This window comes from Streptomyces sp. NPDC034037 (genome assembly GCF_055575715.1).
Genome location: NZ_JBVISC010000003.1, coordinates 461,443 through 484,138 on the forward strand (window position 1 = coordinate 461,443; position 22,696 = coordinate 484,138).

A 22,696-nucleotide genomic window follows, 5' to 3' on the forward strand; every position below is an offset into this window, starting at 1 on the left:
GTCCCGGGCGGCATCCGGCCGCGGGTGTTCGATTGTCGAGGAGGCAGGTCATGTACGGCGACCAGGAGACGGTGCGCGAGATCCTGACGGGGCTGGGCGACACCTGGGCCCTGGTGGGCCTGTCCGACAACCGCGACCGGGCGGCGTACGGCGTCGCGGCCGTCCTGCAGCGCTTCGGCAAGCGCGTCGTCCCGATCCACCCGAAGGCTGCGGCGGTCCACGGCGAACAGGGCTATCCGTCCCTGTCCGCCGTGCCGTTCCAGGTGGACGTGGTCGACGTGTTCGTCAACAGCTCCCTGGCGGGCCAGGTGGCCGACGAGGCGGTGGCGGCCGGCGCCAAGGCGGTGTGGTTCCAACTCGGCGTGATCGACGAGGCGGCGTACGCGCGGACGCGCGCGGCGGGCCTGGCCATGGTCATGGACCGCTGCCCCGCCATCGAGATCCCACGCCTGGGCTGAGGCCGACGGCGTTCCGCCCGCTCTTGCCGCCACTCTGGCCGATGCCTTTCTCCCCGCCGGGAATACGGAACGTCCGCCGTTCCGTTGAGCAGGGCATGCCTTTGACTGGAGAGTACGAGCCGGGTACGTGGGACTGGGCCAGCAAGCAGGCCGAGCTCTACGAGAGTTCCGGCGGCACCGAGGGCACGACGATGCGGGGCACGCCCGTGATCGTGCTGACATCGGTCGGCGCCAAGAGCGGGAAGCTGCGCAAGAACCCCTTGATGCGCGTCGAACACGACGGGGAGTACGCGGTGGTGGCCTCCAAGGGAGGCGACCCCGCGCACCCGGCCTGGTACCACAACCTCGTCGCCCACCCGCTCGTGGAACTGCAGGACGGCCCGGTGAAGAAGGACTACCACGCGCGCGTCGTCACCGGCGAGGAGCGGAAGGTGTGGTGGGAGCGGGCGGTCTCGGTGTGGCCGGACTACAGCGACTACCAGACGAAGACGACCCGCGAGATCCCGGTCTTCGTCCTGACCCCCGTCGAGTCCTGAGCACCCGTCTCTACCCGGAGAGCGGCCCTCACGTCCTGAGCGCCTGTCAGTCTGAGCTCCCCCAGGTCGCCGTGAGGTCGCCACAGCGCACGGTGATCGTCGCGTCGTCAGCCTCCGTCGAGTTCCGGTGCCGGGTCATGCCGCCGGCCGTGATGTGTGCCGCACATCGCGGCCGCGTGTTGTGGGGTGGCGTTCCGAGCTGATCAGGTACCAGTGGCGGGTCGAGGGTGAGCCGTACGAGGTCAGCGGGGCGCGGGCCGGATGGACGAATCGGGAGAACTGAGCATGACGACCGGGTATTTCACATCCGTCGACGACGTCGCGGCCCGCCTTGCCGAGAGTGGCTATCTGGCCTCGCCCGCGGTCGCCACGACCGTCTTCCTGGCCGACCGGCTCGGCAAGCCGCTCCTGGTGGAGGGCCCGGCCGGCGTCGGCAAGACGGAGCTCGCGAAGGCCGTCGCCCAGGTCGCGGGCGCCCGGCTGGTCCGGCTCCAGTGCTATGAGGGCGTCGACGAGTCCCGCGCGCTGTACGAGTGGAACCACGCCAAGCAGCTGCTCCGCATCACGGCCGGCCGCGACGAGTCGTGGGACGAGACGCGCACGGACATCTTCAGCGAGGAGTTCCTGCTCCCGCGCCCGCTGCTGACGGCGATCCGCGGCGCCGAGCCGAAGGTCCTGCTGATCGACGAGACCGACAAGGCCGACGTCGAGGTGGAGGGCCTGCTCCTGGAAGTCCTGAGCGACTTCCAGGTCACGGTGCCGGAGCTGGGCACGATCAGCGCGGAGCGCCGCCCGTTCGTGGTGCTCACCTCCAACGCCAGTCGGGAACTGTCGGAGGCGCTGCGCAGGCGCTGCCTGTTCCTGCACATCGGGTTTCCCGAGGAGGAGTTGGAGCGCCGCATCGTCTCCCTGAAGGTGCCGGGCCTGGACGAGGCGCTCGCCGAGTCGGTGGTGCGGGTGGTGGGCGCGCTGCGCGCCATGGACCTGCGCAAGGTGCCCTCGGTCGCCGAGACCATCGACTGGGCGCGCACCCTGCTCGCGCTCGGCGCCGCCACCCTGGACGAGAGCGTCGTACGCGACAGTCTCGGCGTCCTGCTCAAGCACCAGGACGACGTGCTGAAGGCGACGGCCAAGCTCGACCTGGACGCGCTGTGACAGCGCTCCCCGACGGGCCGCCGGCGACGGCCGCTCCCGAGGGGATGGCCGGTCGGCTCACCGGTCTCGTCGCGACCCTGCGCTCCCACGGCCTGCGCATCGGCACGGGTGAGACCGTCGACGCGGCGGCCGCTCTGGAAGTGCTCGGTCTCGCCGACCGCGAACGCGTCCGGGAGGGTCTGGCCGCCGCGCTGCTCCACCAGGAGGGCCAGCGGGCCGTCTTCGATCCCGTCTTCGACCTCTACTTCCCGCTGGGTGTGGGCGCCCCCGACGGCACGAACGGTCAAGGCGGGGGCGGCGAGCCCGACCGGGAGGCGCTGCGCGAACGGCTGGTCGCCGCCCTCGCCGCGAACGACCAGGCCCTGCTCGGCCGGTTGGCGGCGGAGGCGGTGGACGGCTTCGGCGGCTACGGCTCGGGCGGCGCGGGGCAGGGCTCGGACGGCTGGTCCGCCCACCAGACGCTCGGCCGGCTGCGGCCGGAAACGCTCCTCGCCCGCGTTCTGGCCGCCCTGCGGGCGCGCCCCGACGGCTGGCCCGGCGACGAGACCTCCGGGGAGGCCGCGTTCACGGACCGTTTGGAGGCCGACGAGATCCGGCGCCGCATCGAAGGGTTCCGCGAGCGCGTGCGGACCGAGGCCCGTCGGCGGGTCGCCGAGCGGCGCGGCACGCGGGAGATCGCGCTCCGTGCCGTGGCGACCACCGCCGACCGGGTCGACTTCCTGCTCGCGGGCCGCGCCCAGCTGGACGAGCTGCGCCGGACCGTGCATCCGCTGGCCCGCAGGCTCGCGACCCGCCTGGCCGCCCGCCGCCGGCGCGCCGCGCACGGCACCATCGACCTGCGGCGCACGCTGCGCGGCTCCCTGTCGACCGGCGGGGTGCCGATGCGGCCGGTGCTGCGCCGGCGCCGTCCCGCCCGCCCCGAGCTGGTGCTGCTGTGCGATGTGTCCGGTTCGGTGGCGGGGTTCGCGAACTTCACGATGCTGCTGGTACAGGCGCTGCACGACCAGTTCAGCAAGGTGCGCGTGTTCGCCTTCGTCAACCGCGTCGACGAGGTGACGGGACTGCTCACGCACGGCTCGGCCGATCCGGCGGGGCTCGGCGCCCGCATCCTCGGCGAGGCGACGGTGACGGGGTGGCACGGCAGCAGCGACTACGGCACGTCCCTGGGCGAGTTCGCGGAGCGCCACCTCGACGCGGTCGGCCCGCGCTCCACCGTCTTCGTCCTCGGGGACGCCCGGACGAACATGAGCGACCCGAATCTTCCGGCGCTGCGGCGCATCGCCGAGCGGGCCCGCCAGGTGTACTGGCTCAACCCCGAGCAGCGCTCCCAGTGGTCGACGGGCGACTCGGCGGCGTACGCGTACGCCCAGCTGGTCGAGATGCACGAGTGCCGCAACGCCCGGCAGCTCGGCGCGCTCATCGCGCGCCTGCTGCCGGTGTGACGCGCGGCCGGACCGTCGCCCAAGCACACCCTGCTGGCCCCGGAGCCCGACGCTGCTGAACCTCCGCTCAGCGGGCGGCCCGGCCCCCGCTCAGGAGCCGTCCGGCTCGGCGGTCAGTTCTTCGGTGATCGTCTTGTCCAAGGCGGCCCGGACGAGTGCCGCCGCCAGCGCCGCCGGGTCCGCGTCGCCCGCGAGGCGCACGAGTTCCTTCGGGTCGTCGGGCAGGCCGAGGCGCCGCGCCCCCTGCAAGGCCTTCTCCCCCAGGCGGGGCGCCACATCCGGCCACACGCGCTGCACCTCCCGCAGGAAGATGTCCGAACCCGTGGGGCCGAGGCCGGGCACCTCCTGGAGCAGCCCGCGCAGCGCCCTGGCGTCGTCGCCCGCCGCCTCCCGCAGCCGGCGCAGGTCACCCCCGTACTCCCGTTCGACCAGCTCGGCGCCGTCCCCGAGCTGGGTGGAGGTGCGCTCGTCGTAGCGGCGGTAGCCCCCGCGGCCCAGCGCGTCGACCCGCTGCTGCCAGGACGCCCCGGCCATGCGCCGCGGATCGCGCAGTCCGGCGGCGAAGAGCTCCCTGGCGGCGCCGACGGCGGCGGCGCTGCGGATGCGGGCGCTGAGCAGCACGGACAGGACGAGCAGCTGGTACAGCGGTTGCGGGGTGTCCCGCAGCCGGATGCCGGCGTCCTCGGCGTAGGTGCGGCCGTGGGCGTCGAGCAGGGCGCGGACGACGGCCTGGTCCCGCCTGCGTCGGTCGGCCATGGTTCTCCTCCCGGTCGGTTCCTCCCTGCTCATCATGGCCGGTTTTCCGCTTTTCATGGCCGACGTGTGCGGGTCGGCACCTCGGGTACACACCCCCTTCGACCCCAAGAAAGGATCTTTTCGTGGCTGTGAGCCGTAAGAACGTGTTCGTGATCGGTCTGGACGAAGCGAATGTGCCCACGCTGAACGCCATCCCGCACGCGGGTGACTGCACGTTCCATCCGCTGCTGACGATCGAGGAGCTGCAGGGCGGTGAGGTGTCCGTCCCCGACCTCCTGGAGAAGGCGCAGAAGGTGCTGGACGCCTTCGACGGCAGCATCGACGCGATCGTCGGTTACTGGGACTTCCCGGTGAGCACGCTCGTGGCGATGCTCGGCGACCGCTACGGCACCCGCAGCACCAGCCTGGAGTCGGTCGTCAAGTGCGAGCACAAGTACTGGAGCCGCCTGGAGCAGCAGAAGGTGATCGACGAGCATCCGCGCTTCGGGCGGGTCGACCTGACGGCGAAGACGCCGCAGCCGCCCGAGGGCGTGCGCTTCCCGATGTGGCTCAAGCCGGCGCTGTCGTACTCCTCGAAGCTGGCCTACGGCGTGAAGGACGAGGAGGAGTTCGACGCGGCCGTGGCGAGGATCAAGGAGGGCATCGGCACGGTCGGCCGCCCCTTCGAGTACATCCTCGACCAGATCGAGCTGCCCGAGGAGATGGCGGGGATCGGCGCCCAGGTCTGTCTCGCCGAGGAGGCGCTGTCGGGGATCCAGGTCGCGGTGGAGGGGTACGTCCGCCACGGCGAGGTCACCGTCTACGGCGTGCTCGACTCCATCAACTACCCCGACTCCTCGTGCTTCCTGCGCCATCAGTACCCCTCCACCCTGCCGGAGCCCGTGGTGCGGCGCCTGCACGACGTGTCCGAGCGGGTGATGCGCCAGATAGGCATGGACGACGCGACCTTCAGCATCGAGTACTTCTACGACCCGTCGAACGACGAGCTGAACCTGCTGGAGATCAACCCCCGGCACTCGCAGGCGCACGCGGAGCTGTTCGAGTACGTCGACGGCGTCGCCAACCACCACAGCATGGTCAGCCTCGCCTTCGACGAGGACCCGGCACTGCCCCACCGCGAGGGCCCCTGCGCGACCTCCGCCAAGTGGTACTACCGGTGGTTCGCCGACGGTGTGGTGCACGACGTGCCGACGCGCGAGGAGATCGACCGCATCGAGCGGGAGATCGGGAACGTGCGGATCGAGGTGCTGGTCGAGGAGGGGCAGCGGCTCTCCGACGCCGGTCACCAGGACAGCTACAGCTACGAGCTGGCGCACTTCTCCATCGGCGGTGACGACGAAGAGGACCTGCGGCGCAAGTACGACCGGTGCGTCGCCGCGCTCGGGCTCACCTTCGACGGCACCGAGCCCGGCGGCCGCGACGTGACCAACGACTGAAGCACGCGAGCGGGCACCCCGCCCCTGGACCCCGATTCCGCCTGCCCGGCGGAGGAACCGACCGAGAGGATGGCACGGCCCCATGCGTCACGTGGGCAATCTCCCGTACGCGACCAAAGAGGAAGAGCATGTCGTCGTCCCGATGTCCGACGGCACCCGGCTGTCGGCGCGGATCTGGCGCCCGACCTGCTCGGACGAGACTCCGGTACCCGCCGTCCTGGAGTACATCCCGTACCGCAAGCGCGATCTGAGCTCCGTGCGCGACTCGATCCACCACCCCTACATCGCGGGGCACGGCTACGCGTGCGTGCGCGTCGACGTGCGCGGCACGGGTGACTCCGAGGGCGTGCTGCGCGACGAGTACCTGGAGCTGGAGCAGGCCGACGCCGAGGAGGTGCTCGCCTGGCTGGCCGAGCAGCCCTGGTGCGACGGGACGACCGGCATGATGGGCATCTCCTGGGGGGCGTTCGCCGCGCTCCAGGTCGCCGCCCGCCGGCCGCCGAGCCTGAAGGCCATCGTCATCTCGTCGTTCACGGACGACCGGTACGCCGACGACATGCACTACATGGGCGGCGCGATGCTGTCGGACAACCTCGCCGAGGCGGGCACGATGTTCGCCTACGGCACCTGTCCGCCGGACCCGGCCGTGGTCGGCGACCGCTGGCGCGAGATGTGGCACGAGCGCATGGAGGGCACCCGGCCCTGGGTCCTGGAGTGGCTGCGCCACCAGCGCCGCGACGCGTACTGGAAGCACGCCTCGGTCTGCGAGGACTACCAGAACGTACGCTGTCCCGTCCTCGCCTCCAGCGGCTGGGCGGACGGCTACTCCAACGCCGTGACGCGGCTGCTCGGCAACCTGGACGTGCCGCGCAAGGGCCTCATCGGCCCCTGGTCGCACAAGTATCCGCACCTGGGTGAGCCCGGCCCCGCCATCGGCTACCTCCAGGAGGTGGTGCGCTGGTGGGACCACTGGCTCAAGGGCGAGGACAACGGCGTCATGGACGGCCCGATGCTGCGGGCCTGGATGCAGGACAGTGTGCCGCCCTCCACCTCCTACGAGGAGCGGCCCGGCCGCTGGGTCGGCGAGCCCCGCTGGCCCTCGCCGCACATCGAGGAAGTCGCCCGCCCCCTGCTGCGCCACCGCATCGCCTGGCAGGGCGAACCGGTGGTGGAGCCGGACGCCGCAGGTGAGGCGATGACGGTGCAGTCCCCGCTGTCGGTGGGCCAGTTCGCGGGCAAGTGGGCGTCCTACAACGCTCCGCCGGACCTGCCCTACGACCAGCGCGAGGAGGACGGCGGCTCGCTGGTCTTCGACTCGCCCGAGCTGACCGAGGCGGTGGAGATCCTCGGCTCGCCCGCCGTCGACCTGGACCTGTCGGTCAGCGAGCCGGTGGCCATGGTCGCCGCCCGCATCTCCGACGTCGCCCCCGACGGGCGGGCCACCCGGGTGACATACGGCGTGCTCAACCTGACCCGCAGGGACGGCACGGGCGAGCCCGAGCCCCTGGAACCGGGCCGCCGCTACCGCGCGACCCTCCAGCTCAACGGCGTGGCCCAGTCCTTCCCGCCCGGGCACCGCATCCGGCTCTCGCTGTCCACCTCGTACTGGCCGCTCGCCTGGCCGGCCCCCCGACCGGTGCTGCTCAGCGTGTACGAGGGCTCCAGCGCGCTGCGGCTGCCGGTGCGGCCGGTCGCGGAGCCGGACAACGCGCCGCAGCGTCCCTTCGAGGAGCCCGAGGGGGCGGAGCCGCTGTCCACCACCCGTCTCTCGCCGCCGGACCAGCGCTGGGAGGTCCGGCGCGACCTGGTCAACTACGACTCGGCGCTGGAGATCGTCAAGGACCGCGGGACGGTGCGGTACGACGACATCGGCCTCGACGTGGGCTGCCGCGCGTTCGAGCGGTACACGTCCACCGGGGAGGACTTCACCTCGGTGTCCGGCGAGTCGGCCTGGACGATGCGCTTCACGCGGGACGACTGGGACGTGAGCGTGCGCACCCGCACCGTGCTGCGGTGCGACGAGGGCCGCTTCTTCGTCGACGCGACGCTCGACGGCTACGAGGGCGAGCGCCGCGTCTTCTCCCGGACGTGGAACGAGACGCTGCCACGCGACTGGCTCTGAGCCCACAAGCGCGTCATGTCCGCTGTGCGTAGCCTGGGGGCAAGATCCCCGCCGGGTTGATCCGGCGGGGAGGGGGGAACCCGTACCACCCACGATCACCCCCGAGACCAGGGAGCCACCATGGCCGACGCACCTCGCACCGGGCCACTGCCGGGCCGGCCCGAGTCGTACTGGATGGACACCAGCGACCCGACGTCGTACCCACCGCTGGCGCAGGACATCGAGGTGGACGTCGCCGTGGTCGGCGGCGGCATCGCGGGGCTCAGCACGGCCTGGGAGCTGGCCCGCGAGGGGCGCTCGGTGGCCGTCCTGGAAGCCGACCGCATCGCCGCCGGGGTGACCGGCTACACCACGGCCAAGCTGTCCTCGCTGCACACCCTGGTGTACGACCGGCTGCGCCGGACCCGCGGGCCCGAGGCCGCCCGGCTGTACGCGCGCTCCCAGCAGGAGGCGGTGGAGCGCGTGGCGGCCGTCGGCGCCGAATTCGGCATCGACTGCCAGCTGGAGCGCGCGCCCGCCTACACGTACACCACCCGCCCGGACGGCACGGACGAGCTGCGCGCGGAGGCCGAGGCGGCGCGGGAGGCCGGGCTGCCCGCCCAGTACACGGAGGTCACCGGCCTGCCCTTCGCGGTGGCGGGCGCGGTGCGCGTCGACGACCAGGCGCAGTTCCATCCCCGCGCCTATCTGCTGGCGCTGGCCGAGGACCTGCGGACGCGGGGCGGCGTCATCCACGAGCGGACCCGCGTGACCGGCCTGCGCGAGGGCTCTCCGTGCAAGGTGACGGCCGAGTCCGGGCACACGGTCACGGCGAAGGACGTCGTCGTCGCCACCCACTACCCGGTCTTCGACCGCGCTCTGCTCTTCGCCCGGCTCTCGGCCAACCGGGAACTCGTCGTCGCCGCTCCCCTGGCCCCCGGACAGGATCCGGGCGGCATGTACATCACGCAGGAGGGGGGCAAGCGCTCGGTGCGCACCGCGCCGTACGGCGACGACGGCGGGCGGCTGCTCATCGTCACGGGTGAGGGCTTCACCCCGGGCACGGGCGACGCCGCCGCCGGCTTCCGGAAGCTGGACGCGTGGATGCGGGAGCGTTTCGACGTGGCGGAGACGGCCTACCGCTGGGCGGCCCAGGACAACTCCGTGACCGACGGCGTGCCCATGGTCGGCCCCTTCCACCCCGGGGCCCGTCACACGTACGTGGCCACGGGCTTCGGCGGCTGGGGCATGAGCGGCGGCGTGATGGCCAGCAGCCTGCTGGCCCGCCTCGTCCGCGGGGAGAAGTCCCCCTGGGCCGACCTCTACGACCCGCGCCGACTGCTCAAGACCGTACGGGAGGCGCCCGCGCTGCTGGGCCAGCAGGCGGAGGTGGCCAAGCACTTCGTCGGGGACCGGCTGCGCACCCACGTCGACTCGGTGGACGAGATCCCCGCGGGCTCCGGGGCGGTGGTCCGGGTCGAGGGGCGCCGCTGCGCCGTGCACCGCGACGAGAGCGGCGCACTCCACGCCGTCTCCGCCCGCTGCACCCACCTGGGCTGCCTGGTCTCCTTCAACGCGGCGGAGACCACCTGGGAGTGCCCCTGCCACGGCTCCCGCTTCGCCACGGACGGCACGGTCCTCCAGGGCCCGGCGACACGCCCCCTGGAACCCAGGGAGCTGCCTGAGGCGTGAGCGCCCGCAGGGGACGCCCTGGCAGACGTGAGCCAGGCCCGGGGCTCGCGTCCCACGTCCCTGGGCCGGGCCTCGCGGTGGCAGAAAGCGATTGACGCCGTGGTGTCGTTCGGGGAGCATTCCGGCCCGTGACGACCGACAGCGCGATGGACCGGCCCGGCCGCGGGCAAGGCTCTTCGGCGCGCGGGGACCGCCCGCTCGCCCTGATCACCGGTGTGGGCCGCACGGTCGGTATCGGCGCGGGCATCGCCCGCCGGCTGGCCGCCTCGGGCTGGGACATCGCCTTCACCTACTGGACCCCCTACGACGACCGCATGAGCTGGGGCAGCGAGCCCGGCGCGCGGGAGACGATCAGCCGCTCCCTCGCCGAACTCGGCGCCGCCACCACCGCGATCGAAGCGGATCTCGCCGACCCGGACGCCCCGGCCCGCGTCTTCGACGAGGTCGAACAGGCAAGGGGCGGGGTCACCGCGCTGGTGATGAGTCACTGCGAGTCCGTCGACTCAGGGCTGCTCGACACCACGGTCGAGAGCTTCGACCGGCACTTCGCCGTCAACGCCCGCGCCACCTGGCTGCTCATTCGCGAGTTCGGACGCCGCTTCACCGCGGAACGGGGCACCGGCCGGATCATCGGCCTCACCAGTGACCACACCGTCGGCAACCTGCCCTACGGGGCCAGCAAAGGCGCCTTGGACCGCATCACCCTGGCCGCCGCCCACGAGCTCGGCCACCTCGGTGTGACCGCCAACGTGATCAACCCCGGGCCGGTCGACACCGGCTGGATGCCCGACGAGGTCCGCGAGCACTGCGTCCGCCGCACCCCGCTCGGCAGGCTCGGCACTCCCCAGGACACCGCACATCTCGTGGACTTCCTCTGCTCCCCGCAGGGCGAGTGGGTCAACGGCCAGCTGCTGATGAGCAACGGTGGCCTCACCTAGGAAGGCCTGCTTTCCCCTTCTGCTCCCCCGCCCCCTCTCGTAACGTCGGCACCGTTTGTTATGGCCATGCCGAAGAAGAGGGTGCTCATGCGCAGACGCCTGCTTCATCTGGTTCTCGCCCCGCTCGCGGGCGTCGTCCTGCTGGCGGCCGGGCAGGCGGGCGCGGCGCCGCCCGGTCCCGGTGATGTCTACCGCCCCGTCCGCGGGCCGGCCGCACCGGCCGAGTACCGCTACCTGCAAAAGACCGTGCCGGGCGAGTCGATCCCCCGCCACGCCCACGAGAACGCCGCCGCGCAGGCCCGTCGGCTGCCCACCACCGGCGGGCGGTGGAAGGCGCTCGGGCCCACCAACATCGGCGGCCGGATCGTGTCGCTGGCGCTCGACCCGAAGCGGGCGGACACGGTGTACGCGGCCGCCGCGAGCGGCGGGATCTGGCGCAGCACGGACGCGGGCCGGACGTTCCGGTCCGCCTGGCCCGACGGCCTCACGCAGGCCATGGGCGCCGTCGCCACCGGCCCGGACGGCGCCCTGTACGCCGGTACCGGTGAGCCCAACCCGGGCGGCGGCAGCATCACGTACGAGGGGACGGGGCTCTACCGCAGCGCGGACGGGGGCAGGCACTGGCGGCGGATCGGTCTGCGCGACTCCGGGGCCATCAGCGCGATCACGGTGGACCCGCGGAACCCGCGCCGCATCCACGTGGCCGCCGCGGGCTCGCTCTACAACGGCGGTGGCGACCGCGGTGTCTACCGGTCGGAGAACGGCGGCAAGACCTGGCGGCGGATCCTGTCGGGCGCCAACGAGTTCACCGGCGCGACCGAGATCGTCGTGCGGGGCAAGCGGCTGTACGCCGTGCTGTGGGACCACCGCCGCACGCCCGCACTGCGCACGTACGGCGGCGTGGGCTCGGGGATCTTCCGCAGCGACGACGACGGCAGGAGCTGGCGGCGCCTCGGCGGCGGACTGCCCCCGCAGGGCCCGGACGTGGGGCGGATCGGTCTCGCGGTCGCGGGCGCCAAGGCGTACGCCATCGTCAACCGGGCCAGCGGGCCCTTCGAGGGCTTCTACGCCTCCGCCGACGGCGGCGACACCTGGCGGCGCACCCCGGCCGACCAGAAGCTGACGGACTCGCAGTCGACGTTCGGCTGGTGGTTCGGCAAGGTGTGGGCCGACCCGAGGGACGCGGACCACGTGCAGGTCGCGGGCGTGCCGCTGCTGGCGACCAAGGACGGCGGCGCCACCTGGAGCGCCGACGACACCGGCATCCACGCCGACCAGCACGCGATGGTGTGGGACCCGCGCAGGCCGGGCCGCGTCTATCTCGGCAACGACGGCGGCGTCTACCGCTCCGACGCGAACGGCGACGGCGGCTGGGTGAAGGCACGGCACGAGCCGTACACCCAGCTCTACAGCGCGGCCATCACCCCGCAGGACACCGGCCGGCTCTCCGGCGGCGCCCAGGACAACGGCTCACTGCGCTCCTGGGGCGGGCCCCGCTTCAACGAGTACCTCGGCGGTGACGGCGAGGAGAACCTGATCGACCCGACCGACGCGGACCACGTCTTCGCCTGCTACCAGTACGGCAACTGCTTCCGCTCCACGGACGGCGGCGACACCCTCGCCTACTTCGCCGACCGCACGACGTTCAAGCGGCGCAACTGGTTCACGCCCGTCGTCCTCGACCCCGAGGACCCGAAGGTCCTCTACTACGGCTCCGAGGTGCTCAACCGCTCCACGGACGGCGGCGAGACCTGGCGGCCCATCAGCCCCGACCTGTCCGGCGGCCCGGGGCCCGACCCGCTCTACGCCAACTACGGCACGATCACCTCGATCGCGCCCGCGGGAGACGGCCGTACGGTCTACGCGGGCACCGACGACGGCCGCGTGTGGGTGACCGAGGATCTGGGCGCGCACTGGACGAAGCGGGCCGAGGGCCGCTCCTGGGTGACCCGCGTGGTCGTCGACCCGCGCGACCCCGAGCGCGTTTACACCACCCATTCCGCCTATCGCTCCGGGTCCCACAAGGCGCATGTGTACGCCAGTTCCGACGGTGGACGGCACTGGAAGGACCTGTCGGGCAATCTGCCGGACGCGCCCGTGAACGACCTCGTCCTCGGGCACGGCGGGCGGCTGCACGTCGGCACCGACCAGGGCGTGTTCACCTCCCGCTCCGGCGGTCCGACGTGGTCGCGGCTGGGCAGGGGCATGCCCGCGGTGCCCGTCGACGACATCGAGTACGACGCCGGGCACCGCCGCCTGGTGGCCGCCACGTTCGGCCGGGGTTTCTACGAGCTGACGACCCGCTGACGGCGGCTCCCAGGCGCCTCGTGGTGGATCGGCGTCCGGGAGCCGGTCAGCGGCAGGCCGGTGCCGCCCTGCCGGGCCGCGACGATCTCCGCGGCGATCGACAGGGCGGTCTCCTCGGGAGTGCGGGCGCCGAGGTCGAGGCCGATCGGCGAGTGGAGCGCGGCCAGTTCCTCCTCGGTGACGCCGACCTCGCGGAGCCTGCGCCGACGGTCCTCGTGCGTGCGGCGCGAGCCCATCGCGCCGACGAACGCGACGGGCAGCCGCAGCGCCGCCGCGAGCAGCGGCACGTCGAACTTGGCGTCGTGGGTGAGCACGCACAGGACCGTGCGGTCGTCCGTCGCCGTGCGGTCGAGATAGCGGTGCGGCCACTCGACCACGATGTCGTCCGCCTCGGGGAAGCGGTCCCGCGTGGCGAAGACGGGGCGGGCATCGCACACCGTGACGTGGTAGCCGAGGAACTTCCCGGCGCGCACCAGGGCCGCCGCGAAGTCGACGGCCCCGAACACGATCATGCGGGGCGGCGGCACGCTCGACTCGACCAGGAACGTCAGGTCGCTCTCGCAGCGCGCTCCGCTCCGCGAGAGGGCGAAATCGCCGGTGCGGCCCGCCGCGAGGAGGGCACGGCTCTCCCCCGCCACCGTGCGGTCCAGCTCCGGATGGGCGCCGAGGCTTCCCTCGTACGTCCCGTCGGCGCGCACCAGGAGCGGCCTGCCGAGCAGGTCGGCGGGGCCCCGGGTGATCCGTGCCAGGGCCGCGCCCGCCCCCTCGGCGGCGGCCGAAAGGGCGGCGGCGAGGACCGCCCTGTCCGGCGCGTCGGCGGCTACCGGGGTGACCAGCACCTCGATGACGCCGCCGCAGGTCAGGCCGACCGCGAAGGCGTCCTCGTCGCTGTAGCCGAACCGCTCGACCGTCGCCCTGCCCTCCTGGAGGGCCTGAACGCACAGGTCGTACACGGCGCCTTCGACGCAGCCGCCGGAGACCGAGCCGATGACCGTCCCCTCGCCGTCGACGGCGAGGGCGGCGCCGGGGCCGCGCGGTGCGCTGCCGCCGACGCCGACGACGGTGGCGACCGCGAAGTCCCGGCCTTCTTGGACCCATTGGTGCAGGTCAGCGGCGATGTCAAGCACTGCTGACGCCCGCCTGGCTCGCCGGGTGTTCGATGACCCGGTCGGGGCGGATCGGCAGGTGGCGGTGGCGGACGCCCGTGGCGTGCCAGACCGCGTTGGCGATCGCCGCCGCGCAGCCCACGATGCCGATCTCTCCGATGCCCTTGATCCCGAGGGGGTCGTCGGGGTCAGGGTCGTCCACCCAGTCCGCCTCGATGGGCGGCACGTCGGCGTGCGCCGCGATGTGGTAGCCCGCGAGGTCGGCGCCGACGGGGGCGCCCGAGGCGCGGTCCCTGACGGCTTCCTCGTGCAGCGCCATGGACAGGCCCCAGGTCATGCCGCCGATCAACTGGCTGCGGGCGGTCAGCGGGTTGATGATCCGTCCGACGGCGAAGATGCCGAGCAGCCGCCGTACGCGTACCTCGCCGGTGGCGACGTCGACGGCGACCTCGGCGAACTGCGCGCCGAAGGAGTGGCGTTCCTTCTCGCTGAGCGCGCCGATGGCGGCCCCGGTGTCGGAGCGCGCGGTGATGCCGTCCGCCGGGATGTCACCGCCGGGGACCAGCTTCTCCCGCAGTTCGCGCGCGGCGAGGATGATGGCCCAGCCCCAGGAGCGGGTACCCATCGAACCGCCCGCGATCATCGCGGGCCCGAAGTCGCTGTCGGCGATGTGGAGGCGGACGCGTTCCGGCGCGACCCCCAGCGCGTCCGCGGCGATCATGGTGAGCGCGGTCCGCGCGCCGGTGCCGATGTCCGCGGCGGTGATGCGCACGGCGAAGGTGCCGTCGGGCCGCGCCGTCACGGCGGCCGTGGCCGGGCCCACCAGTACCGGGAAGGTCGCGGCGGCCGTGCCGGTGCCGAGCAGCCAGCGCCCTTCGCGGCGCACGCGGGGCCGCGGGTCGCGCTCCGCCCAGCCGAACCTGCGGGCGCCCTCGGTGAAGCAGGCCGTGAGGTTGCGGCTGCTGAACGGCAGCCCGGAGACGGGGCCCGCCTCCGGTTCGTTGCGGGCGCGCAGCGCGATGGGGTCCATGCCGCACTTCTCGGCCAATTCGTCGAGCGCGCACTCCAGCGCGAACGACCCCGGGGCCTCGCCGGGAGCCCGCATCCAGGTGGGCGTCGGCACGTCCAGGGGCACGACGCGGTGGACGGTGTGGTGCGCGTCGGCGGCGTACATGGGGCGGGCGAAGCCGGCGCTGGGCTCGACGAATTCGTGGATGGTCGAGGTGAGGTTCTGCCCCTGGTGGTCCAGGGCGCGCAGCCGTCCGTCGGGTGCGGCGCCCAGCCGGACGCGTTGCGCGGTGGGACTGCGGTAGCCGACGACGGAGAACATCTGGCGGCGGGTCAGCACGACGCGTACGGGGCGGCCGAGTTCGGTCGCCGCCATCACGGCGGCGACCTGGTGGACGCGCAGGCCCTTGGAGCCGAAGGCCCCGCCGACGTGCTCGGAGCGCACCCGCACCGAGGCCGGGTCGAGCGAGAACAGCTTCGCCAGCTCGTCGGCGACCCAGGCGCTGCCCTGATTGGAGTCGACGACGTCGAGACGGCCGCCGTCCCAGCGCGCGGTGGCCGCGTGCGGTTCCATCATGCTGTGGTGCTCTTCGGGCGTGGTGTACTCGGCGTCCACGACATGGGCGGAAGCCTGCAACTCGGCTTCCAGGTCGCCTTTCGCCGTCCGTGTGCCGTCGGTGTCCGGCGTGTAGGTGCCGGGGCGTCCGGCGAAGAACGCGATGTCGTGGGCCTCTTGGTCGTACCGCACCACGAGCGCCTCCGCGGCCTCCCTCGCCTGCTCGGGCGTCTCGGCGACGACGAGGGCCACCGGCCAGCCCGCGAACGGCACCCGGTCGTGCTGGAAGAGCCCGACGGTGGGGTCGGGGCGCCCGAGGAGCCCCTCGTAACGGGTGTCCACACGCGGGGCGTTGCCGTGGTGCAGGACGGTCAGCACGCCGGGCATCGCGAGGACGGGCCCGGTGTCCACGGAGGTGACGCGGCCGCGGGCGACGGTGGACAGCACCAGCCAGCCGTGGGCGAGGCCGGCGAAGGGGATCTCGCCCGCGTAGCGCGCGGCGCCGGTGACCTTGTCCACGCCCTCGACGCGGGCGCGCGGGGCCCCGACGGATCCCGTCACCGCGGTGGGTCCGGTCGTCGTGGTCATCGGTTGGCCTCCTCGGTGAGTTCGCTCAGCAGGGCCACGACGAGGTTGCGCGTGAGCGTCACCTTGTACGCGTTGTCGGGCAGGGGCCGGGCCGCGGCCAGTTCGGCGTCCGCGGCGGCGGCGAAGGCCTCGGCGCTCGCCGGGCCCCCGGTCAGCGCCCGCTCGGCCTCGTGGGCACGCCACGGCCGGGACGCGACGGCCCCGAAGGCCAGGCGTGCCTCGCGCACGACACCGTCGCGCACGTCCAGGGCCGCGGCGACGGAGCCGATGGCGAAGGCGTACGAAGCGCGCTCGCGCACCTTGCGGTAACGGGAGCGGGCCGCGACCGGGGCCGGGGGCAGCGTGACGCCGGTGATCAGCGCACCGGGTGGCAGGGCGGTCTCCAGGTGCGGGGTGTCGCCCACCGGGAGGTAGAACTCCGCGAGCGGCAGCCGGCCCGGTCCTTCGGCGCTCTCGTAGGTGACGGCGGCGTCGAACGCGGCGAGCGCGACTGCCATGTCGGAGGGGTGGGTGGCCACGCAGTGGTCGGTGGCGCCGAGGATCGCGTGGTTGCGGTGCTCGCCCTGGAGGGCGGCGCAGCCGCTGCCGGGCCGGCGTTTGTTGCAGGGCGTGTGCGGATCGGTGAAGTACGCGCACCGGGTGCGCTGGAGCAGGTTTCCGCCGACGGTCGCCATGTTGCGCAGCTGCCCGGAGGCGCCGGCGAGGACGGCCTGGGCCAGCGCGGGGTAGCGGCGCCGTACGTCGGGGTGCGCGGCGAGGTCGCTGTTGGTGACGGTCGCCCCGATGCGCAGCCCGCCGTCGTCGGTGGACTCGATGCCGTCCAGGGGCAGTTCGCGTACGTCGACGAGGAGCGCCGGGCGCTCGACGCCGGTCTTCATCAGGTCGACGAGGTTGGTGCCGCCGCCGAGGTAGCGCGCCTCGGGGTCGGCGCCGCGTAAGGCGAGCGCACCGGACACGTCGTGCGCCCGTTGGTAGCGGAAGTCCCTCATACCGCCTCCTCCTCGGTGTGCGCCGCCCGCGCGACCGCCCGCACGATGGACACGTACGCGCCGCAGCGGCAGAGGTTGCCGCTCATGCGCTCGCGGATCTCCTCCGCGGTCAGTTCGGGGACGCCGGCCTCGGGCCGTAGGTCGGCGGTGACGGCGCTCGGCCAGCCCGCCGCGTGCTCCTCGATCACGCCGAGGGCGGAGCAGATCTGCCCGGGGGTGCAGTAACCGCACTGGAGGCCGTCGAGGTCGAGAAAGGCCTGCTGCACGGGGTGCAGCCGGTCGCCGTCGGCGACGCCCTCGATGGTGGTGATCTCGCGTCCCTCGGCGGCGACCGCGAGTTGCAGGCAGGACAGGGCGCGGCGGCCGTCCATCAGCACGGTGCAGGCGCCGCACTGGCCTTGGTCGCAGCCCTTCTTGGTGCCGGTGAGGTCGAGCCGCTCGCGCAGCGCGTCGAGCAGGGTGGTGCGGTGGTCGACGGTCAGCGTGTGCTTCTCGCCGTTGACCTGGAGGGTGAGAGCACTGGACGTCGGTGGAGCCATGAGCGGCCTTCTTTCGCGAATCGCGTCGAACGAGGCGGTCCCGGCCACGGGCCGGGAGTCAGGCGCTGGATCAGGAGAAGGTGAGGGAGGGCGGTGGGGGCGCCTCTGCGGGAGAGAGCGGCCCGGGCGAGCGCGCGGCGAGGCGGTCCGGGAGAGCGGACTGTCCCCGCGCGGACGCGTGCGGCGCTATGGTGACCGTAAGCGGACAGTTGTCCATTAGCTTTCGAACTTAGTGGACAGCTGTCCGCTTAGCAAGACCGAATCGGGCCGTGGGGCGCGGGAGGAGAGCGAGTGGGGCAGCACAAGGACGCACCCTTGCGCTCGGACGCGCAGCGCAACCGCGAGCGCATCCTGGAAGTGGCCCTGGCGGAGCTGACCCGGGCGAGCGACGCGCCGCTGAGCGTGATCGCGCGGAAGGCGGGCGTCGGGCAGGGCACGTTCTACCGCAATTTCCCCAACCGCGAGGCCCTCGTCCTCGAGGTCTACCGCTACGAGGTGCAGCAGGTCTCCGACGCGGCCTGCCAGTTGCTGCACACCCGCCCGCCCGACCAGGCCCTGCGGGAGTGGATGGACCGCCTCGTCCGGTACGCGATGGCCAAGGCGGGACTCGCGGATGCCATACGCCGGGCGACCAGCGCGCTCGGCTCGCTGGCCGGGGTGGGCCCCGGGCCGCTGACGCAGGCCGTGACGCTCCTCCTCCAGGCGAACGAGGAGGCGGGCACCATCCGCCCCGGGGTGACGCCCGACGACTTCCTGCTGGCCATCGCCGGGCTGTGGCAGATCGACCCGCACGGCGACTGGCAGGCGCGGGCGGGGCGCCTGATGGACCTGGTCATGGACGGGTTGCGGGCCGGCGCCCCGGGGCGTTGAGCGGCCACCTTCGGGCGGGGGGGCGGCCGCCTACGGACGTGAGATGGCCACCTACGGATGCCGGGCGGTCAGCTCCGGGCGCCGGCGATCATTTCCCCGTGCCGAGCAGCGCGAGCAGGTGTGCCGCCCCGTCGCGCAGGGAGGCGGGGGCGGTCGCGCAGGTCTTCAGCCGGGTCGCCGTGGCGGTGAGGGACTCCGCGGTGCGGGCGGAGGCGACGCCGGCGACGCGCGGCACGAGGTCCGCGACCAGCGTCTCCGCCTCGCGCCAGTCGCCGGCCGCCGCGAGCGCCGCGAGCAGTTCCGCGCCGAACAGGTCGCGGTAGGAGGGGCCGCCGGGGGCGGTGGCCGCCCGGTGCAGGAGGGGCAGGGCCCGGTCCCAGCGCCGCAGCCGGGCCAGGACCCAGCCCTGATGGCCGAGCAGTTCGGTCTCGTCGAACCACCACGCCCAGGGCGGGTCGTGGCGGCAGGCTCCATCCAGGAAGCGGCTCCCGGCCCGGGAGACCAGCCTCGCGGCCGCACGGTCGCCGCCGAGCAGGGCGACGGCGTGGGCGCGGCGGATCAGGACGAGGGCGGCGACCCTGGCCGGGAGGGGCCGGGGGCCCGGCACCCGGGCGGTGGTCGCGAGGGCGGCGCGGGGGCGGCCGACGTGGGTCTGGAGCATCGCGTGGTTCAGGAGCACGAGGCGGGCCGTCCAGCGGTCGCCGCACAGTTCCGCGAGCGCCAGCGCCCGCCCGTTCGCCCGTTGGGCGCGGCGGTGCTGCCCGGCGTCGAAGAGGATCCAGCCGATCACCTCGGACAACTCCGCGAGCGCGGCGAGCAGTTCGCCGTCCAGGTGCCGCAGCCTCTCAGGCTCGACGGACAGTTCCGGCACGCCCCGTACGGCCGTGCGCAGCGCGGGCACCGCGGCCCGCGGGCCGTGCTCGGCATCGAGTGCGAGCAGGTGTCGGCACGCGCGCATGACCGTGGGGACCGAGGATGCCTCCTGGTCGCCGCCCCGCCCCACCATGGCCGTCCCCTCCCCTTGCGTCTCTATTCCGCATGCTCCCATCGGATTTCCGATGGGAGGTATTTATTTCCGCATTGGATAGTTATGTCCGATGGGTCTACCGTCGAGACATCGCCGTACTGACGGTCTGAGCACGGAACGTCAGAACCACCAACCCCGGAGGCCTCCCCCATGTCGAAGATCCTTTTCGTTGTCACCGGCGCCGACCACTGGACCCTGGCCGACGGCAGCACGCACCCGACCGGCTTCTGGGCCGAGGAGGCCGTCGCCCCCTACCAGGTGTTCAAGGCGGCGGGCCACGAGATCGTCGTCGCCACCCCGGGCGCGGTGGTCCCCACCGTCGACCAGGGCTCCCTCGCCCCCGAGGTCAACGGCGGACAGGAGGGCGCCGACAAGGTCGCCGCCGCGCTCGCCGACTTCCCCGAGCTCCAGCGGCCGGTGGAGCTGGCCGACGTGGACCTCGCCGAGTACGCCGCCGTCTTCTACCCCGGCGGCCACGGCCCCATGGAGGACCTGGCCGTCGACGCCGACTCGGGCAAGCTCCTCACGCTGGCCCTGGAGATCGGCATGCCCCTGGGTGTGGTCTGCCACGCCCCGGCCGCCCTGCTCGCCGCCACCAAGGCCGACGGCACCAACCCCTTCACGGGATACCGCCTCACCGGCTTCACCAACGCCGAGGAGCGGCAGGCGGGCTTCGCCGAGCGGGCGAAGTGGCTGCTCCAGGACCGTCTCGTCGCCCTCGGCGCCGACTTCCAGGAGGGCGAGCCCTGGGCCCCGAAGGTGGTCGTCGACCGCAACCTCGTCACGGGCCAGAACCCCGCCTCCTCCGCCCCGCTGGCGGAGGAACTCCTGAAGAAGCTGGCCTGACCCATGGCCACCGACCGGCTCGACGAGGTCCTCGACGCCGCCTACGACTGCCTCAAGCGGTACGGCGCGCGACGCACCACGATGGACGACATCGCCGCCGCCATGGGCGTGTCCCGGTCCGCGGTCTACCAGTACGTACGCAACAAGGACGACGCCTTCCGCCGGCTCGCAAGGCGCCTCCACGAACAGGCGCTCCTGCGGGCCCGGCAGGCGGCCGGGGCGGACGCCCCCTACGCGGAGCGGCTGCACGGCGTACTGGCCGCCAAGCTCGATCTCGTGCTCCAGCTGGCCGGGGACTCCCCGCACGCCACAGAGCTGCTCGACGGCAAGGCCCGGCTGTTCGGCGAGATCTGCACGACGTTCGGCTCCGACCTGCGCGACCTGCTGACCGCGCTGTTCACCGAAGCGGGCACCGCCCCGGGCATCGAGCCGGCCGAGGCCGCCGACATCTGCGTCGCCCTGGTCGTCGGCCTCGAGCCGATGCCCCGGGCCCGGGAGCTGCTGGCCCCGGCGACCGCCGCCCTCGCGACGGGCCTGCTCGGCACTCCCCCCACCCCCGGCACCCACCCTCTTCCCCCCACTGATCGAGGAACATCCTGATGACCACCAGCGTCACGCCCCACACCCCCACCGAAGCCGCCACGCTCACCGAGGAAGACATCGCGGCCCTCGTGACCCGGCTGCGCGCCACCTTCGCCACCGGCCGCACCCGGCCCCTCGCCTGGCGCGAGGAGCAGCTGACCCGGCTGCGCGCGCTGTTCACCGAGAACCGCGAGGCCATCGCCGACGCGCTGTACAGCGATCTGCGCAAGCCCCGCCCCGAGGCGAACGGCGCCGAGATCGACCTGCCCGTACAGGAGATCAACCACACGCTGGCCCACCTGGCCCAGTGGCTCGCCCCGCGCCACCTCGACCCGAAGGCGCTCGCCGGGCTCCCCGAGGGATCGACGGCGGGGACGCAGTACGAGCCGCTGGGCACCGTCCTGGTCATCGCGCCCTGGAACTACCCGGTCCAGCTCTCGCTGGTGCCGGTCGCGGGCGCCCTCGCCGCGGGCAACACCGTCATACTCAAGCCGAGCGAGCTGGCCCCGGCGACATCGGCGCTGATGGCCCACCTGGTACCGCGGTACCTGGACCCGGAGGCGGTCGCCGTCGTCGAGGGCGGCGTTCCGGAGACCACGGCGCTGCTCGCCCAGCGCTTCGACCACATCTTCTACACCGGCAACGGCACGGTGGGCCGCATCGTGATGCGCGCCGCCGCCGAACACCTCACCCCGGTCACGCTCGAACTGGGCGGCAAGTCACCGGTGTTCGTCGACCGGGACGCGGACGTCACCACCGTCGCCAGGCGCCTGGCGGACGCCAAGTTCCGCAACGCCGGGCAGACCTGCGTCGCCCCGGACTACGTCCTGACCGACCCGGCCACCGCCCGCGCCCTCGAAGTCGCCCTCGCCGAGGCGGTGGAGGGCATGTTCGGCCCCGACCCGCAGGCCAGTGAGGCGTACGGCCGCATGGTCAACGAGCGGCACTTCGACCGGGTGTCCGCGCTGCTCGGCTCCGGCACCACGGTGTTCGGCGGGCGGACAGACCGCGACGACCTCTACATCGCGCCGACCGTCCTGGCCGGCGTGCGGGGGGACGACCCGGTCATGGGTGAGGAGATCTTCGGCCCCGTGCTGCCCCTCGTGGAGGTCGCCGGCCTGGACGAGGCCATCGCCTTCATCAACGACCGGGACAAGCCGCTCGCCCTGTACGGCTTCACGGAGAACGAGACCACGCGGCGGCGGCTGGCCGCCGAGACCTCGTCCGGCGGTCTCGGCTTCGGGCTCCCGATGGCCCACCTGCGCGTACCCGAGCTGCCGTTCGGCGGCGTGGGCGAGAGCGGCATGGGCAGCTACCACGGCCCGCACTCGATCGCCGCGTTCAGCCACCGCCGCGCCCGTCTCGACGTGCCGCTCGGCCAGGCCTCGCCCCGCTGACCGGATGAGGGCGGCGACGGCGCCGTCCGCGACGAGGACAGCACGGGTGACCCCGGGCGGCGCGAGCGCCCTGGGTCACCCGCCGCATCCGCACCCCCCGCACCCGCCGCCCCCGTCCCCGCAGGACGACGAGCTTCCGTCGCACGACGAGTCGGTGTCGTGCGACGCCCCGCGGCCGGGCGCCCAGCCGCCGCACCCCGCCACCGCGCCGCCCGCGGCCCAGCTCTCGCCCTCGCCCCGTCGCGGCGCGCTCCGCGCGTCCGTGCCGGGTTTTCGCTCGGGCCTGTTCCTGGCCTTCTCCGCGACGGCGATCACGGCCGCCAGAAGCGCGGTCGCCGCGAGCCCCACGGCCCACATGTCCCCCATC

General features: G+C 73.3%; 20 protein-coding genes. 13 read left to right on the forward strand and 7 right to left on the reverse strand.

Annotated features, from left to right (window positions below; all coding sequences use genetic code 11):
- Nucleotides 1-50: 50 nt before the first annotated feature.
- From ACZ516_RS12715 to ACZ516_RS12730, 4 genes are all read left to right on the forward strand, one after another.
- Nucleotides 51-458 carry a CoA-binding protein gene (locus ACZ516_RS12715; RefSeq protein WP_469009999.1) on the forward strand — a complete coding sequence of 136 codons (408 nt, stop codon included), beginning with the start codon at nucleotides 51-53 and terminating at the stop codon, nucleotides 456-458.
- A 95-nt stretch (nucleotides 459-553) separates the two neighbouring features.
- On the forward strand, nucleotides 554-994 hold the full coding sequence (locus ACZ516_RS12720) for a nitroreductase family deazaflavin-dependent oxidoreductase (protein ID WP_361082139.1): 441 nt from the start codon (nucleotides 554-556) through the stop codon (nucleotides 992-994).
- A 285-nt stretch (nucleotides 995-1,279) separates the two neighbouring features.
- Complete coding sequence (locus tag ACZ516_RS12725) at nucleotides 1,280-2,149, forward strand: AAA family ATPase (protein ID WP_361082137.1); 870 nt, start codon at nucleotides 1,280-1,282, stop codon at nucleotides 2,147-2,149.
- A 44-nt stretch (nucleotides 2,150-2,193) separates the two neighbouring features.
- Nucleotides 2,194-3,591, forward strand: a complete 1,398-nt coding sequence (locus ACZ516_RS12730) for a vWA domain-containing protein (protein WP_469010466.1) — start codon at nucleotides 2,194-2,196, stop codon at nucleotides 3,589-3,591.
- Between the two features lie 90 nt (nucleotides 3,592-3,681).
- On the opposite strand, the gene ACZ516_RS12735 is transcribed toward ACZ516_RS12730, so the two are convergent.
- The gene (locus ACZ516_RS12735; protein WP_469010000.1) at nucleotides 3,682-4,347 is read right to left on the reverse strand and encodes an endonuclease; all 666 of its coding nucleotides are present in this window, start codon (nucleotides 4,345-4,347) and stop codon (nucleotides 3,682-3,684) included.
- Between the two features lie 122 nt (nucleotides 4,348-4,469).
- Between ACZ516_RS12735 and ACZ516_RS12740 the strand changes: the two genes are divergently transcribed.
- The 5 genes from ACZ516_RS12740 to ACZ516_RS12760 all read left to right on the forward strand — a co-directional run bounded on the left by ACZ516_RS12740 (nucleotide 4,470) and on the right by ACZ516_RS12760 (nucleotide 12,821).
- A complete protein-coding gene (locus ACZ516_RS12740; RefSeq protein ID WP_469010001.1) occupies nucleotides 4,470-5,783 on the forward strand; it encodes an ATP-grasp domain-containing protein in 1,314 nt (437 codons plus the stop codon).
- 82 nt (nucleotides 5,784-5,865) lie between these two features.
- Entirely contained in the window at nucleotides 5,866-7,905 is a 2,040-nt protein-coding gene (locus ACZ516_RS12745) for a CocE/NonD family hydrolase (protein WP_469010002.1), read from the forward strand.
- A gap of 120 nt (nucleotides 7,906-8,025) precedes the next feature.
- Nucleotides 8,026-9,576, forward strand: coding sequence for an FAD-dependent oxidoreductase (locus ACZ516_RS12750; protein ID WP_469010003.1), 1,551 nt, complete (start codon nucleotides 8,026-8,028; stop codon nucleotides 9,574-9,576).
- Nucleotides 9,577-9,722: 146 nt separating this feature from the next.
- Nucleotides 9,723-10,514: an SDR family oxidoreductase gene (locus tag ACZ516_RS12755; protein ID WP_469010467.1), complete on the forward strand. Its 792-nt coding sequence runs from the start codon at nucleotides 9,723-9,725 to the stop codon at nucleotides 10,512-10,514.
- A gap of 66 nt (nucleotides 10,515-10,580) precedes the next feature.
- Nucleotides 10,581-12,821, forward strand: coding sequence for a glycosyl hydrolase (locus ACZ516_RS12760; protein WP_361082127.1), 2,241 nt, complete (start codon nucleotides 10,581-10,583; stop codon nucleotides 12,819-12,821).
- Here the strand turns inward: ACZ516_RS12760 and ACZ516_RS12765 are convergent.
- From ACZ516_RS12765 to ACZ516_RS12780, 4 genes are read right to left on the reverse strand one after another with little or no spacing between them, the layout of a single operon-like run.
- Nucleotides 12,800-13,948: an XdhC family protein gene (locus ACZ516_RS12765; RefSeq protein WP_469010004.1), complete on the reverse strand. Its 1,149-nt coding sequence runs from the start codon at nucleotides 13,946-13,948 to the stop codon at nucleotides 12,800-12,802. The two genes, ACZ516_RS12760 and ACZ516_RS12765, sit on opposite strands and share 22 nt — an antisense overlap.
- A complete protein-coding gene (locus ACZ516_RS12770; RefSeq protein ID WP_469010005.1) occupies nucleotides 13,941-16,079 on the reverse strand; it encodes a xanthine dehydrogenase family protein molybdopterin-binding subunit in 2,139 nt (712 codons plus the stop codon). Before ACZ516_RS12770 ends, ACZ516_RS12765 begins: the two co-directional genes overlap by 8 nt.
- Nucleotides 16,076-17,068 carry an FAD binding domain-containing protein gene (locus ACZ516_RS12775; RefSeq protein WP_469010006.1) on the reverse strand — a complete coding sequence of 331 codons (993 nt, stop codon included), beginning with the start codon at nucleotides 17,066-17,068 and terminating at the stop codon, nucleotides 16,076-16,078. Before ACZ516_RS12775 ends, ACZ516_RS12770 begins: the two co-directional genes overlap by 4 nt.
- On the reverse strand, nucleotides 17,065-17,607 hold the full coding sequence (locus ACZ516_RS12780) for a (2Fe-2S)-binding protein (protein ID WP_361082119.1): 543 nt from the start codon (nucleotides 17,605-17,607) through the stop codon (nucleotides 17,065-17,067). The genes ACZ516_RS12775 and ACZ516_RS12780 overlap by 4 nt, the downstream gene beginning before the upstream one ends.
- A 291-nt stretch (nucleotides 17,608-17,898) precedes the next feature.
- Between ACZ516_RS12780 and ACZ516_RS12785 the strand changes: the two genes are divergently transcribed.
- Complete coding sequence (locus ACZ516_RS12785) at nucleotides 17,899-18,477, forward strand: TetR/AcrR family transcriptional regulator (protein WP_361082117.1); 579 nt, start codon at nucleotides 17,899-17,901, stop codon at nucleotides 18,475-18,477.
- 88 nt (nucleotides 18,478-18,565) lie between these two features.
- Here the strand turns inward: ACZ516_RS12785 and ACZ516_RS12790 are convergent, their stop codons facing one another.
- Complete coding sequence (locus ACZ516_RS12790; RefSeq protein ID WP_469010008.1) at nucleotides 18,566-19,483, reverse strand: DNA-binding protein; 918 nt, start codon at nucleotides 19,481-19,483, stop codon at nucleotides 18,566-18,568.
- 171 nt (nucleotides 19,484-19,654) lie between these two features.
- On the opposite strand from ACZ516_RS12790, the gene ACZ516_RS12795 reads away from it, so the two are divergent.
- The 3 genes from ACZ516_RS12795 to ACZ516_RS12805 are packed head-to-tail and all read left to right on the forward strand — an operon-like array spanning nucleotide 19,655 to nucleotide 22,329.
- Nucleotides 19,655-20,350 (forward strand): type 1 glutamine amidotransferase domain-containing protein, encoded by a 696-nt coding sequence (locus ACZ516_RS12795; RefSeq protein ID WP_361082113.1) that lies wholly within the window; start codon nucleotides 19,655-19,657, stop codon nucleotides 20,348-20,350.
- A gap of 3 nt (nucleotides 20,351-20,353) precedes the next feature.
- Nucleotides 20,354-20,950 (forward strand): TetR/AcrR family transcriptional regulator, encoded by a 597-nt coding sequence (locus tag ACZ516_RS12800; protein ID WP_469010009.1) that lies wholly within the window; start codon nucleotides 20,354-20,356, stop codon nucleotides 20,948-20,950.
- Nucleotides 20,950-22,329, forward strand: a complete 1,380-nt coding sequence (locus ACZ516_RS12805) for an aldehyde dehydrogenase family protein (protein WP_469010010.1) — start codon at nucleotides 20,950-20,952, stop codon at nucleotides 22,327-22,329. Before ACZ516_RS12800 ends, ACZ516_RS12805 begins: the two co-directional genes overlap by 1 nt.
- Nucleotides 22,330-22,404: 75 nt before the next feature.
- Here the strand turns inward: ACZ516_RS12805 and ACZ516_RS12810 are convergent, their stop codons facing one another.
- On the reverse strand, nucleotides 22,405-22,695 hold the full coding sequence (locus tag ACZ516_RS12810) for a hypothetical protein (RefSeq protein ID WP_469010012.1): 291 nt from the start codon (nucleotides 22,693-22,695) through the stop codon (nucleotides 22,405-22,407).
- Between the last annotated feature and the right edge of the window lies 1 nt (nucleotide 22,696).

What these genes read in the sequence shown, in the direction of transcription:
- ACZ516_RS12790 (WP_469010008.1), bottom strand. Translation starts at nt 19,483, where the DNA reads ATGGTGGGGCGGGGCGGCGACCAGGAGGCATCCTCGGTCCCCACGGTC.
- ACZ516_RS12800 (WP_469010009.1), top strand. Translation starts at nt 20,354, where the DNA reads ATGGCCACCGACCGGCTCGACGAGGTCCTCGACGCCGCCTACGACTGC.
- ACZ516_RS12775 (WP_469010006.1), bottom strand. Translation starts at nt 17,068, where the DNA reads ATGAGGGACTTCCGCTACCAACGGGCGCACGACGTGTCCGGTGCGCTC.
- ACZ516_RS12720 (WP_361082139.1), top strand. Translation starts at nt 554, where the DNA reads ATGCCTTTGACTGGAGAGTACGAGCCGGGTACGTGGGACTGGGCCAGC.
- ACZ516_RS12760 (WP_361082127.1), top strand. Translation starts at nt 10,581, where the DNA reads ATGCCGAAGAAGAGGGTGCTCATGCGCAGACGCCTGCTTCATCTGGTT.
- ACZ516_RS12805 (WP_469010010.1), top strand. Translation starts at nt 20,950, where the DNA reads ATGACCACCAGCGTCACGCCCCACACCCCCACCGAAGCCGCCACGCTC.
- ACZ516_RS12755 (WP_469010467.1), top strand. Translation starts at nt 9,723, where the DNA reads ATGGACCGGCCCGGCCGCGGGCAAGGCTCTTCGGCGCGCGGGGACCGC.
- ACZ516_RS12795 (WP_361082113.1), top strand. Translation starts at nt 19,655, where the DNA reads ATGTCGAAGATCCTTTTCGTTGTCACCGGCGCCGACCACTGGACCCTG.
- ACZ516_RS12810 (WP_469010012.1), bottom strand. Translation starts at nt 22,695, where the DNA reads ATGGGGGACATGTGGGCCGTGGGGCTCGCGGCGACCGCGCTTCTGGCG.
- ACZ516_RS12750 (WP_469010003.1), top strand. Translation starts at nt 8,026, where the DNA reads ATGGCCGACGCACCTCGCACCGGGCCACTGCCGGGCCGGCCCGAGTCG.
- ACZ516_RS12780 (WP_361082119.1), bottom strand. Translation starts at nt 17,607, where the DNA reads ATGGCTCCACCGACGTCCAGTGCTCTCACCCTCCAGGTCAACGGCGAG.
- ACZ516_RS12735 (WP_469010000.1), bottom strand. Translation starts at nt 4,347, where the DNA reads ATGGCCGACCGACGCAGGCGGGACCAGGCCGTCGTCCGCGCCCTGCTC.
- ACZ516_RS12725 (WP_361082137.1), top strand. Translation starts at nt 1,280, where the DNA reads ATGACGACCGGGTATTTCACATCCGTCGACGACGTCGCGGCCCGCCTT.
- ACZ516_RS12715 (WP_469009999.1), top strand. Translation starts at nt 51, where the DNA reads ATGTACGGCGACCAGGAGACGGTGCGCGAGATCCTGACGGGGCTGGGC.
- ACZ516_RS12770 (WP_469010005.1), bottom strand. Translation starts at nt 16,079, where the DNA reads ATGACCACGACGACCGGACCCACCGCGGTGACGGGATCCGTCGGGGCC.
- ACZ516_RS12730 (WP_469010466.1), top strand. Translation starts at nt 2,194, where the DNA reads ATGGCCGGTCGGCTCACCGGTCTCGTCGCGACCCTGCGCTCCCACGGC.
- ACZ516_RS12745 (WP_469010002.1), top strand. Translation starts at nt 5,866, where the DNA reads ATGCGTCACGTGGGCAATCTCCCGTACGCGACCAAAGAGGAAGAGCAT.